This window comes from Paenisporosarcina quisquiliarum, from assembly GCF_027563315.1.
Taxonomy (GTDB): Bacteria; Bacillota; Bacilli; order Bacillales_A; family Planococcaceae; genus Paenisporosarcina; species Paenisporosarcina quisquiliarum.
On record NZ_JAMKBJ010000002.1, the window covers coordinates 41,695 to 54,682 of the forward strand.

Consider the following 12,988-nt stretch of genomic DNA (forward strand, 5'->3'; position numbering starts at 1 on the left):
TGTGCCCTCTGCGTCAATTAACTATTTATTTAGAAAGGAGGATTATATGCGTTATCAATCATTTTATCCATTCGCACAATCGCAAATACCGAATGTTGCGCAACGTTTCCCAGTTCCGCCTGGTAACTTTCCTGGAGGTCCATCTCAATCACCTTTTGGCGGATTTTTAGGTGGTCTAGGCGGTTCGGGTGGACCAGCAGGTGGTGGTTTTCGTGGTTTAGGGAATGCTTTAGGAAATTCTGGATTACCGCAAGGCGCGAACCGTATTGAGCAGTTCATGGAAACCGCTGACCGTTTCTTGAACACTGCGCAGAAATTGACACCAATGGTCCAACAAGTTGCACCTATGGTTCAAAACATCCCAGCGTTATTTAAAATTTATAGAGGTTTCCAAAGCATGCCTGATGCCACATCTACTGCCTCCGCCGCTAGTGGTGCTGTGCGAAATGCTGCATCAGCTGCATCCGTTGTTCCCCGCACTGTTGGGGCATCTCAACCACGTATTTTCCAGCCACCAATTTGATTTTTGAATTCGCCACTCCTCTCCGTTATAATAGAAATTAACAACTTCTGAGAGGAGTGCTACATATGCAAGTACTCAAAATTTCCCCACGTGGTTATTGTTACGGCGTCGTGGATGCAATGGTTATCGCTCGTAATGCAGCGATGGATACTTCCCTTCCGCGCCCGATTTATATATTAGGTATGATCGTTCATAATAAACATGTAACCGATGCCTTTGAAAATGATGGGATTATTACGTTGGATGGAGAAAATCGTAAAGAAATACTGGATAAAGTGGATGGCGGAACCGTTATCTTTACTGCCCATGGTGTATCACCTGAAGTTCGTGAATTAGCCAAACAAAAAGGGCTGGTTTCGATAGATGCCACTTGTCCTGATGTGACAGTTACACACGATTTAATTCGTGAGAAGACTGCCGAAGGTTACCAAGTCATTTACATCGGTAAAAAAGGACATCCTGAACCTGAAGGTGCGGTAGGTGTGGCACCACATGCTGTTCATCTTGTTCAGACTGTGGAAGATGTCGAACAATTGAACATCCAGGCAGAAAAATTAATCGTTACGAACCAGACGACGATGAGTCAATGGGACGTGGCCGCACTTATGGAAAAATTGTCTTTGAAATATCCTCATATCGAGGTTCATAAAGAAATTTGCCTGGCTACACAAGTTCGACAAGAAGCTGTAGCTGATCAAGCAGGCGCTGCCGAATTGTTGATCGTTGTCGGAGATCCTATGAGTAACAACTCAAATCGACTGACACAAGTCTCTGAAGAAATTGCCAACACCCCTTCCTACCGAATTTCTGATTTGTCGGAGCTTAGACTGGAATGGCTAGAAGGCATTGAACGAATTGCTGTTACAGCAGGCGCTTCTACACCGACACCTATCGTTAAAGAAGTTGTCCAATTTTTAGAGAAGTATGACCCACTGGATCCACAGACTCATCATTTAGAACGTACAGTTACTATTGACAAGATTTTACCAAAAATCAAAACGCCTAAACCTGTCGATAGAATTGAACCTTATAAACTCACGTAATGAAAAAGCTATCCAGCATTAACTGGATAGCTTTTTTTATAGAATTCTGAACGGTTCAGTTGAAATTTTCGATGCAACAAAAGTACAGTCGAATTTTTTCTCTTTACACATCCCGTTCATTTTTTCAGAAACACCTTTTTTCATAATCGATTCAACATGGTGTCCCGGATCAATTACATTCAGACCCAGTGCTTGTGCATCCTGTGCTACATGGAAATACAAATCTCCAGTGACCAGGACATCTGCGCCTGCCCTTTTAGCTTTTTGAATGTACTTATTACCGTCGCCACCAAGTACAGCAACTTTACGGATGTTTGCACCAGCTTCGCCAACAATGCGTACAAACGGCACAGATAGTCGGTCTTTAACTCGTTGTGCAAACGCATCAAGAGACATTGGCTGTTCAAGACTACCAATTCGACCGATGCCTTGTTCCTGTGTTTTCGTATCTTGCGTCCATAAATCAAACGCCACTTCTTCATAAGGATGGTGAGTATACATGGCTTTTAAAACCTTGGCTTTGTTAGAAGCAGGGAATACCACTTCCACTTTGTCCTCATTCACTTCTTCCAAGTGATTCTTAGTACCAATAGTAGGGTTCGCACCTTCTAAAGGTTGAAATCTTCCTATACCGGTTGATGAAAAACTACAGCTGTCGTAATTGCCAATTTTACCGGCTCCTGCACGAGCAAGTGACTTGCGTAAATCTTCTGAAGCGGAAGTTGGTACATACACAGCTAACTTCATCATCGGTTCTGCGTATGTTTCTTCCAGTATGTTGATTTCCTGCAATCCAAGTGCTTCTGCCAACAAATCATTCACCCCGCCCGGTGCCACATCCAAATTGGTATGAGCAGCATATACCGCAATGTCATGCTTAATACAAAGAGCAAACATTTCACCTGAAGGAGAATCGGTACGTAGATTTTTTAAAGGACGGAAAATTGGTGGATGATGTGCGAGAATCATCTGGCATTTTTGATCAATTGCTTCCTGGACAACTTCAAGCGTCACATCCAGTGTGACCAAGACTTTTTGTACCGGTCGATTCAATTGGCCGATTTGTAAACCGATGGGGTCATCATCCAATGCATAAAATTTTGGCGACCACGACTCAAACAATTGAATGATTTCGTGTCCATTCGCAGTTTTCATGCACCAAGAACCTCCTTAACAATTGTCAATTTCTCTTCGATTTCTTCTTTCTTCATCTGAACTTCTTTCGATAATTCAGCGACGCGAATCGCTTCTAATATACGTTTCCATTCAGCTGATTCTTTTTGCCATTTTTTTCGGAACACATCATTACGATCTACCATTAAAAATGGACCAAGTAATAATTCTGCTGGAGATAGAGTCATCTTTCCTCTTTCCAATACCAGAATTTCGTATATTTTGTCGTCTTCTTGCAGAATTTCTTCTGCCACGAGCTTCCAGTCATTTAATAACGCCCACTCACGAATTGCTTTCGCATGAATATTCGGTTGTAAAATAAGCCTGTTGACCGTTTTTAATCTGTCGATATCTTGATCTAAAATGGAGGCAATTAATGGCCCTCCCATCCCTGCAATGGTCACTGTATCAACATGATCTTCACTTTCAATCGCTTGAAGTCCGTTTGCAAACCGAACCGTTATGTAATCTTGCAATTGTTCAGCGCGAACTTGCTTGCGTGCAGATTCATACGGTCCTTTTGCCACTTCACCAGCAACTGCTTTATCCGCGATTTGTTGGTGAACGAGATAACATGGTAAATATGCGTGGTCACTTCCGATATCCGCCACGATTGATCCTTTTTCAACATATGAAGCGACACGTGTTAATCGCTCTGAGAGACGTTGTGCGTTCAACGAAATCCTCTCCTTTCTTCTATAAACAAGATTGTACCATAGACACGAAAAAACGGGTTGCTGAAGGTGAATGAGAGTGGTGAGCGGTTCTATCTATTTGTGGTTTTATGGAATCTATTCGCGTTCGGAGACGTTCTATTCGCGTCCGAAGGTGGTATATTCGCGATTCGAGGTGTTCTATTCACGTTCGGACGTGTTCTATTCGCGTTTCGACACCTTCTATTCGCGTTCCTCGACATAACCTATCCTAACCCATGAAAAAACCCTTATCCAAATCGGATAAGGGTTAAGGCTTATTTAAGAGTTAAAATATATTCTGCCATTTGTGCAGCTTGGTCTTCAGGTAGTAAACCGGCAGGCATGCCAGATCCTTTACCATTTACGATAATTTCAGTAATTTCTTCTTTAGATAAAGAAGTACCTACTAAAGCAGGACCAACTCCACCTTTAAGATCTCCACCGTGACAAGAAATACATTTCCCTTTTGCCATTTCAGCATCGAACTCTTCAGTTTCTGCTTTATCGCCGCCTTCACCGCCTTCTTCATGTCCAGCAGTAATTTCTTCTTTTTTCTCAGCGCCTTGAATTGATAAGAAGAAGATAAGGCCAATACCAAATGCCATAATTAAAATGAAAGGAACTATTGGATTTTTTTGCATCATGTAACCTCCTTTTTTCGTTCATTCTTTTTCTAAAATAGAATCAGTCAACACTGTTATTGTACTGCATTCTATCTAAAACGAAAAGTCTTATCTCGGAAGTTTTCACGGATTGTGATAAATTCGACAATTTAGCGAAATTTAGCAACCGATTAAACGCGCAATAACCATTCGTTGCACTTCAGAGGTACCTTCACCAATTTCACACAATTTGGCGTCACGCATATAACGCTCCACTTCATATTCTTTCATATATCCATATCCGCCGTGAATTTGAACAGCTTGGTCCGCAATTTGCATTGCGATTTCTGATGCATATAATTTACACATTGAGGCTTCTTTTGAGAATGGACGGCCTTGATCTTTCAACCATGCAGCTTTATAGACCATAGTTCGTGCCAATTCAATCTTCATGGCCATATCAGCCAATTTGAATTGCGTAATCTGGAAATCGGATAGTGGTTTGCCGAATTGTTTTCGTTCTTTAGAATAACGTAGCGCTCGATCAAACGCCGCCTGAGCAATCCCTACAGCCATCGCACCAATACCGATACGACCACCATCAAGTGTCACCAAAAACTGACGGAATCCTTCTCCACGCTTACCTAAAAGGTTTTCTTTTGGAACTCTTACATTCTCTAAAACTAGTTCTGTTGTATTTGAAGCATTTAAGCCCATTTTTTCGTAGTTATCAATAACTGTGAAACCTTCTGCATCCGTTGGCACGATAATCGCACTGATTTCTTTCTTGCCATCTACTTCTCCGGTAATCGCAGTAATTGCCAAGTGTTTCGCATAGCTAGCGTTCGTAATATATACTTTGCTGCCATTAATGACGAAATCGTCTCCATCTTCAACGGCACGTGTTTGTGTTCCGCCGGCATCAGAACCTGCATTTGGTTCAGTCAATCCGAAAGCACCAAAAGTTTCACCTGTGCAGATCGGTGTTAAATATTTATGTTTTTGCTCTTCTGTACCAAACAAATTAAGTGGTGCCCCACCTAACGAAATATGCGCTGAATAAGTAATACCAGTAGATGCACATGCTCGACTAAGTTCTTCCGTTACGATAGCGAAACTGATTGTATCTGCGCCAGCGCCACCATATTCTTCAGAAAACGGTAAGCCCATCATCCCCATGTCGGCTAACTGTTTGAAAATTTCTTTTGGAAAAGCTTTTGTACGATCACGTTCTATCGCGCCTGGTGCTACAACTTTATCCGCAAACTCTTTCATTGTTTTGCGAATCATCTGATGTTCTTGCGATAAATCAAAATTCACTACATTCAACCCCTTTTAATTTTAAAACGCTTTCATTTTTCATTATATCTGAAATATTCTAACATTCACAACTATTATTCTTCTATTAAAAAAAGAGAACAAAAAAAGATGCTCACGGGTGTGAGCATCTTTTGGGAAGTCTATTCTAAAAAGTCTTTTAGTCGTTTACTTCTTGAAGGATGACGCAATTTGCGTAAAGCTTTCGCTTCAATTTGACGAATACGCTCGCGCGTTACGCCAAATACTTTACCTACTTCTTCAAGCGTGCGTGTACGGCCGTCGTCAAGACCAAAACGTAAACGTAATACATTCTCTTCACGATCAGTTAATGTATCTAAAACGTCCTCTAACTGCTCTTTTAATAACTCATATGCTGCGTGATCAGATGGAGATTGTGCATCAGAGTCTTCAATGAAGTCACCTAAGTGAGAATCATCTTCTTCCCCAATAGGTGTTTCCAGTGAAACAGGTTCTTGTGCAATCTTCAAGATTTCACGTACTTTCTCAGCTGGCAATTCCATTTCTTCCCCGATTTCTTCAGGAGAAGGTTCGCGACCTAAGTCTTGTAGCAATTGACGCTGAACACGGATTAATTTATTAATCGTCTCGACCATATGAACTGGAATACGAATCGTACGGGCTTGGTCAGCAATTGCACGTGTAATTGCTTGTCGGATCCACCATGTAGCATACGTACTGAATTTGAACCCTTTACGGAAATCAAATTTTTCCACCGCTTTAATAAGACCCATATTTCCTTCCTGAATCAAATCCAGGAAAAGCATTCCACGACCAACATAACGCTTGGCAATACTTACAACAAGACGCAAGTTCGCTTCAGCCAATCGTTTTTTCGCTTCTTCATCGCCAGCTTCAATACGTTTAGCTAAGGCAATTTCTTCATCAGCAGAAAGTAAATCCACTCGACCGATTTCTTTTAAGTACATACGCACAGGATCATTAATTTTAACGCCCGGTGGTACGCTTAAATCGTTCAAGTCGAATGTTTCTTCTTCTTGCCCTTTTTTCATCAACTTTTCCAAGTCTTCTTCATCGCCGTCTTTACGACCAAGTTCCACACCTTGTGCTTCCAGCTGTTCGATAAATTCTTCGATTTGATCGGATTCCAACTCAAATACGGATAATTTTTCAGCTATATCAGCAAAAGTCAGCTCCCCCGATTTTTTACCTAATTCGAGTAGAGATTTTTTTGCTTCTTCTAATGTGACCTCAGTTTCTACCTCTTTTGAACGTTCAGACTTGTCCGCCATAAGTCTTCCTCCTTTAAAAAAAACCAATCAATTTACATCGTTGATAACGATTTTTTCAAATCGATTATTTGTTTTGCAAGCTCTAAAGCACGTTTCATATCCTGAAGTTTTTCTGCTTCTTTGGACTCGTGCATTTTCGTTTGTATTTGAAGCTCGATTCGGTGTTTATTTATTTGTCGTAAGCAGTCCGAGACTTCTTCAATAGCATGCTCTGGGTCCCGTTCTGTTAACGTTGCTTCCATAACCAATTTTCGTAGTTCTGTGTCTTCTAGAATTTCTAGAAAACGATGTGTATCAGCTTGAGGATAGGTATCGTAGAAACCTATTAGTCGAACAAATATTGCCTCGTAAGGATCGTGGATAAATACATGAAGGCCATGATCTTGGTGTAAACGATCGACTATATCGACTTGATGAAGCATGTGCGCGAGCAACAATTTTTCAGCCCTGTCAATCGCTTGAACGCGCTTTCGACTTATCGGAGCGTTTTGGGCAACTGGTGGAGCCTGTTGTCTCGAGTTTTGTTTAAGGTTCTTGCCTTCAATCTTTCGAAATTGCTGATAAATCGCGTCTTCCGAAATATTGGTTTCTTTGGCTAATTGCCGAATATATAAATCGCGTTCAACCGGTGAAGAATTCCCGACAAAATGTTCCAGAACTTCTTGCACGTATTGTAACGTGTCATTTTCAAATTGAAAGTTTTTATTACGTCTTGCGACCATCATCATAAAAGCTAAATAAGCATGAGGTCGTTCAATGATTTGTTTTTCAAATGCCTCTGCACCATTTTTTTGAACAAAGTCATCCGGGTCCATCTGATCGGGCAAGATGGCAATTTCAGTTTTCACTTTACTCTCCATTAAGAGTTGTGAAGCACGTTTTGCAGCTTCTAAACCCGCGCCATCCCCATCGTAACAAAGTATGACAGAGTCGGTTAATCGCTTCAGTTTTTGGATATGTTCTTTTGTAAGCGAAGTACCCATAGTAGCTACAGTATTCATGATACCCGCTTTTGCCGCTGCCATAACATCCATAAAACCTTCCATGACAATCACTTTATGTTTTTTACGGATTATCGGACGTGCAACATCCAAATTATACAAAACTTTGCTTTTTTGAAAGATCGGTGATTCAGGACTGTTCATGTACTTTGCATCTTGCGTTTCAGTTGTTAACACACGACCTGAAAACGCTATGACATGTCCCGCTTCATCACGAACCGGAAACATAATACGTTCTCTGAATCGATCAAAGTATTCATTTTTATTTTCTTTCTGAATGAGAAGACCACTTTGTGCCATTTCGGCTAGATTGAATCCTTTACGTTCGAGTAACGTAGTTAAGGCATCCCAATTAGGAAGTGACCACCCAATTCTATATTGTTCAATAAGCTCTCTAGAAAATCCTCTTTCTTCTAAATAATGAAGAGCTTTTTCACCTTCTTCTGTATTAAGAAGCAAGTGATGATAATAATTCATTGCAAACGTGTGCGCTTCTTTCATTCGTGTTTCTTCTTTGGATACCGTTTTGGTCTCGCCATTTTGTGGTTCAATCTCAACATCGATCCCGATACGAGATCCTAACTTACTGACGGCTTCCTGAAAGGAAAGATTGTCTATATCCATTACAAAGGTAATGGCATTTCCTCCGGCACCACATCCAAAACAATGAAAAATTTGTTTGTCTTGTGAAACTGAGAATGACGGTGTTTGTTCTCCATGAAAAGGACAAAGTCCAAACCAGTTACGTCCACGCTTTGTCAATTGGACATATTCACTAATGACATCAACAACATCATTACTCGTACGAATATGTTCGATTGTTTCTTCAGGAATTCGTTGCATGTTGTCATCACCATCTTTTAACGGGCTAAATATTGAATTCGAGAGATTTGATGAAAATCCTGCAAGTTTCGACAAAATAATAAAAAAACACATATTACTCCCTTTAAAGTAGTAATAATGTTATTTTTCTATAGTGATTTTTTAAAGTCAAAATTATTAAAATCATGACAAAACTTACAAAATGACAACTCTTATTAAATATTTTTACCACAATTTTTTATTATAAAACGTTTTTCTTGAAAAATCTATAAAAAATTATTATTCCAAAAGAAAAAACCTTCCCGGAAGAGATGGTTTTCACTTACTGGATTTTGTTTAAGATGACATTTGCCGTTTCTTCCACTGCTCGATTCGTGACATCAATCACATGACAGCCAATTCGAGAAACAACTTTTTCAAAATGGACGATCTCTTGTTTAATACGTTCCAATTTTGCATAGCTTGCATCATCATTCAAACCCAAAGCAATCAATCGTTCTTTACGAATTGAATTGAGCTTATCTGGTGAAATAACAAGTCCGAAACATTTTTCTGGGTCAACTTTAAATAATTCTTCTGGGGGTTCCACTTCAGGCACTAAAGGAACATTCGCAACTTTATATCGTTTGTGTGCTAAATACTGAGATAATGGCGTCTTTGATGTACGTGAAACGCCTACTAGAACGATGTCTGCCAATAGTAAACCACGTGGGTCACGCCCATCATCATATTTAACAGCAAACTCGATTGCTTCGATTTTTTTAAAATAGTCATCATCCAATTTACGAACCAGACCTGGTTCTTCAAATGGAATCTCATTCAGCTCAAGTTCCAACATGTCCATTAGCGGACCCATTAAGTCAATGGATCTCACACTATGCTTTGCGCATTCCATCTGTAAATTATAACGCATTTTTTTTTGGACGAGCGTATATAAAATCATCGCCTGCTGCATTTGAGCAAGATGAACAATCTCTTTCACATGATCCAGTGTTTCAATATGTGGGAAACGTTTTAAGGAAGTGTCCTGTAAACCAGGTCTAAACTGACTTACCGCCGCTTTCGCAACTAACTCCCCTGTTTCACCAACAGAATCCGAAACAATAAATATTTGCAGTTTTTTCATGGTTTCCATCACCTCACAAATCGTGATTTTCCGCTAATGACAGAAAAGCACCTGTAATGTTTGTTTTCGTCAAACGACCAATCACTTCGTAGCCATCTGGATGTTGTTTAACGATTGGCAGAGCATCTATCTGTTTGTCAATCAACTTCTTCGCAGCATGGAACAATGAATCGTGTTTATAACAAAAAGTAATATTGGGCATCCTCGTCATGATGATATGTACGGGAATTTTGTTCAAGTCCTGTTGACCTAAACTCGTTCTAAGTAAATCTTTTCGAGATAATACTCCTGTTAGATAAGCATTTTTGTCGACAACAAAAAGCGTTCCGACATCCTCTAAGAACATGTGACAAATGGCATCATATACTGTCATATCTTCAGCCACTACAATAGGGATTGATTGGAAATCCCGAACCTTCATATTCATCATGCTATCGGAAACAGCTTGACCAGTTTTTTTGCCTGAATAGAAATATCCTACTCGAGGTCTTGCATCCAGAAACCCCGACATGGTTAATATAGCTAAATCCGGTCGAAGTGTAGATCTTGTTAAATGCAGACGTTCTGCAATTTGTTCTCCTGTAATCGGACCATTTTCTTTTACAATTTGCAAAATGTCCTCTTGACGTTTGTTGAGTTCGATCGGACTCACCGCCTCAAAAAGTGTTATACTCAATGTTCAATATTATATACTAATTAAGCAGGCTAATCTAGTACCCAGCTTAAGTGGCATTTTTAAATTGTGTATGCTACAATATAGTCAATTATATAGACGAAGATAGGAAAATAAGTATTGTTCACATTAGCGAGCAGAGACAGTGAAAGTCTGCAAGGAACAAGAAAAGGCGTCCTGGAGTCATGTTAATGAAAGTGGATTGCGCATAGCGATCAACTGGGGTGGAACCGCGGGTATAATGCACTCGTCCCCGGACATTTAATGTCCGGAGACGAGTGCTATTTTTATTTTTGGAGGGATTGTTATGACAATCACAATGGAAAACGTAGTAAGTTTAGCAAAACACCGAGGATTTGTATTTCCTGGCTCTGATATCTACGGAGGCTTAGCCAACACTTGGGATTACGGTCCACTTGGAATTGAATTGAAAAACAATATTAAAAAAGCATGGTGGCGCAAATTCGTTCAAGAATCTCCATATAACGTGGGACTTGACGCAGCGATCCTTATGAACCCTAAAGTATGGTCGGCATCAGGTCATATCGGTAATTTCAATGACCCAATGATCGACTGTAAAAAATGTAAAGCGCGTCATCGTGCTGACAAATTGATTGAAGATGCACTTGAAGCTAAAGGAATCGAAATGATCGTTGACGGCCTTCCATTCGAAAAAATGGAAGAGTTAATCAGCGAACATGCAATTACATGTCCAGATTGTGGTGCACAAGAATTCACGAACATCCGTCAGTTCAATTTAATGTTCAAAACTTCTCAAGGTGTGACGGAATCTTCTTCAAATGATATCTACTTACGCCCTGAAACTGCACAAGGTATTTTTGTAAACTTTAAAAACGTTCAACGCTCAATGCGTAAGAAAATGCCGTTCGGGATTGCTCAGATCGGTAAAAGTTTCCGTAATGAAATCACGCCTGGTAACTTCACTTTCCGCACGCGTGAATTTGAGCAAATGGAGCTTGAATTCTTCTGTAAGCCAGGTGAAGATCTGGAATGGTTTACTTTCTGGCGCGACTATTGTAAAAACTGGTTACTGAACTTAGGTTTAAACGAAGATAACATGCGTTTACGTGATCACGATAAAGAAGAACTTTCACATTATGCTTCGGCTACTACAGATGTGGAATATAAATTCCCATTCGGCTGGGGTGAGCTTTGGGGTATTGCAGACCGCACAGACTTCGACTTAAAACGCCATATGGAACACTCTGGTGAAGATTTCAACTACATTGATCCGATTACGAATGAGCGTTATGTACCGTACTGTATCGAACCATCATTGGGTGCAGACCGTGTCACACTGGCGTTTTTATGTGATGCTTATGCTGAAGAAGCACTTGAAGGCGATGACAAACGTACAGTGTTACGTTTCCACCCTGCCTTAGCTCCAGTAAAAGCAGCTATTTTACCATTATCAAAAAAACTAGCTGAAGGTGCTGGTGAAGTGTTTACTGATTTGAGTAAATCATTCATGGTCGATTATGATGAGTCTCAATCCATCGGGAAACGCTACCGTCGACAAGATGAAATCGGCACACCTTTCTGTATCACGTATGACTTTGATTCAGTTGAAGATGGTCAAGTAACCGTTCGTCACCGCGATTCAATGGAACAAGTACGTATGCCGATCATTGATGTTAAAGCTTATATTGAGAAGCACTTAGAATTTTAAGCTTTTCGATTGTGAAGGCTCAGAGCTCTACATTAGCATTATGATTTAGTGAAAAGTTAAGGGAGGGAGATGTGATTAGTTCACATCTCCCTCCCTTTTTACTATGCTTTGTTATATTTAAGAAGCAGTCCACTACCTGGAATTAAGTAATGACTCATGGCTTAACCCTTCCCATGATGATGGTATTATAGTAATTGCCGTCAGAAAGAAATTTATCTTTTCTTAGAATACCTTCCACTTCAAACCCACATTTCTTGTAAAGCTCGATGGCTTTTTCATTGGTTTCGAGAACATTCAATGTTATTTTCTTAATTTCATGTGTGTCTGCCCAATGAATTGCTTGTTGTAAAAGATTTTTCCCGATACCAAATCCCCAATATTCCATTAATACACAAACACCAAATTCTACTTTATGAGAACTTCTTTTTAAATTGCTTCCTTCACATCTGGAAAAACCGACAATTTTTTGATCAACTTCAGCAACTAAAAACAGATTATTTAAACTTTCTGTATCATCTTTAATTATCTGTTTAAAGCCCGATTCATCTATATATGCCTCGCCTTTTTCTCTATCTAAATTTTCAGTTTCACCATCTGCCTGCAATCTGACTTCGGACAGGCTTTTGGCATCTTTCTCGTTTGCTGATCTAATAAAATATTGTAAGTTACGAACATTGAATTCGATTTCGTTCACTTTCATTACCACTCAATCCCCCTTCATCACTTTAAAAATCAATCACCAGCAATGGTAATATACCGGTATTCTTTATTCGACAAAATACTCTTTAATTCATCGATTTCATTGGTAAACTCATCCGGAATGTTTGATTTAATCGCTTCAAGTCTTTCTATGAATTCTATAATTTGATCTCTATTTAAGTTCACTTCAATTCCATAGTAATGTTTTATTTTACTAAGGATTCCCCATTGTTCTGAACTCACATTTTTATAAAAGATTTGATTATGCAGTTTTTTACTTATTTCCGCAAGAAAATATTCTTTATTGTCTTTATCATAAAAATAGATATCCAATCCCATATATTAACTCC

The 12,988-nt window shown here is 39.6% G+C and carries 13 protein-coding genes; 3 read left to right on the forward strand and 10 right to left on the reverse strand.

The features are described 5' to 3' along the window. The first annotated feature begins 46 nt into the window (after window positions 1-46). Both vrrA and M9R32_RS02445 read left to right on the forward strand, forming a co-directional pair. Window positions 47-523, forward strand: coding sequence for a VrrA/YqfQ family protein (gene vrrA / locus M9R32_RS02440; protein ID WP_269925162.1), 477 nt, complete (start codon window positions 47-49; stop codon window positions 521-523). Window positions 524-588: 65 nt separating this feature from the next. Next, entirely contained in the window at window positions 589-1,566 is a 978-nt protein-coding gene (locus tag M9R32_RS02445) for a 4-hydroxy-3-methylbut-2-enyl diphosphate reductase (RefSeq protein WP_269925163.1), read from the forward strand. A gap of 36 nt (window positions 1,567-1,602) precedes the next feature. Here M9R32_RS02445 and M9R32_RS02450 read toward each other — a convergent pair whose 3' ends face one another. From M9R32_RS02450 to M9R32_RS02485, 8 genes are all read right to left on the reverse strand, one after another. Further along, a complete protein-coding gene (locus M9R32_RS02450; protein ID WP_269925164.1) occupies window positions 1,603-2,721 on the reverse strand; it encodes a Nif3-like dinuclear metal center hexameric protein in 1,119 nt (372 codons plus the stop codon). Beyond that, a complete protein-coding gene (locus M9R32_RS02455; protein ID WP_269925165.1) occupies window positions 2,718-3,416 on the reverse strand; it encodes a tRNA (adenine(22)-N(1))-methyltransferase in 699 nt (232 codons plus the stop codon). Before M9R32_RS02455 ends, M9R32_RS02450 begins: the two co-directional genes overlap by 4 nt. Window positions 3,417-3,709: 293 nt before the next feature. Beyond that, on the reverse strand, window positions 3,710-4,075 hold the full coding sequence (cccA, locus tag M9R32_RS02460; protein WP_269925166.1) for a cytochrome c550: 366 nt from the start codon (window positions 4,073-4,075) through the stop codon (window positions 3,710-3,712). A gap of 141 nt (window positions 4,076-4,216) precedes the next feature. Further along, on the reverse strand, window positions 4,217-5,356 hold the full coding sequence (locus M9R32_RS02465; protein WP_269925167.1) for an acyl-CoA dehydrogenase: 1,140 nt from the start codon (window positions 5,354-5,356) through the stop codon (window positions 4,217-4,219). Between the two features lie 140 nt (window positions 5,357-5,496). After that, window positions 5,497-6,627 (reverse strand): RNA polymerase sigma factor RpoD, encoded by a 1,131-nt coding sequence (gene rpoD / locus M9R32_RS02470; RefSeq protein WP_016426907.1) that lies wholly within the window; start codon window positions 6,625-6,627, stop codon window positions 5,497-5,499. A gap of 32 nt (window positions 6,628-6,659) precedes the next feature. Continuing rightward, a complete protein-coding gene (gene dnaG / locus M9R32_RS02475) occupies window positions 6,660-8,471 on the reverse strand; it encodes a DNA primase (protein WP_269925168.1) in 1,812 nt (603 codons plus the stop codon). 301 nt (window positions 8,472-8,772) lie between these two features. After that, window positions 8,773-9,576 carry a pyruvate, water dikinase regulatory protein gene (locus tag M9R32_RS02480; protein ID WP_269925169.1) on the reverse strand — a complete coding sequence of 268 codons (804 nt, stop codon included), beginning with the start codon at window positions 9,574-9,576 and terminating at the stop codon, window positions 8,773-8,775. A 13-nt stretch (window positions 9,577-9,589) separates the two neighbouring features. Continuing rightward, window positions 9,590-10,228 carry a transcriptional regulator CcpN gene (locus tag M9R32_RS02485; RefSeq protein WP_269925170.1) on the reverse strand — a complete coding sequence of 213 codons (639 nt, stop codon included), beginning with the start codon at window positions 10,226-10,228 and terminating at the stop codon, window positions 9,590-9,592. A 328-nt stretch (window positions 10,229-10,556) separates the two neighbouring features. Here M9R32_RS02485 and M9R32_RS02490 point away from each other — a divergent pair, with 328 nt between their 5' ends. Beyond that, a complete protein-coding gene (locus tag M9R32_RS02490) occupies window positions 10,557-11,939 on the forward strand; it encodes a glycine--tRNA ligase (RefSeq protein ID WP_269925171.1) in 1,383 nt (460 codons plus the stop codon). A 154-nt stretch (window positions 11,940-12,093) separates the two neighbouring features. On the opposite strand, the gene M9R32_RS02495 is transcribed toward M9R32_RS02490, so the two are convergent. Both M9R32_RS02495 and M9R32_RS02500 read right to left on the reverse strand, forming a co-directional pair. After that, window positions 12,094-12,639 carry a GNAT family N-acetyltransferase gene (locus M9R32_RS02495; protein ID WP_269925172.1) on the reverse strand — a complete coding sequence of 182 codons (546 nt, stop codon included), beginning with the start codon at window positions 12,637-12,639 and terminating at the stop codon, window positions 12,094-12,096. Between the two features lie 32 nt (window positions 12,640-12,671). Next, window positions 12,672-12,977: a hypothetical protein gene (locus M9R32_RS02500; protein ID WP_269925173.1), complete on the reverse strand. Its 306-nt coding sequence runs from the start codon at window positions 12,975-12,977 to the stop codon at window positions 12,672-12,674. Between the last annotated feature and the right edge of the window lie 11 nt (window positions 12,978-12,988).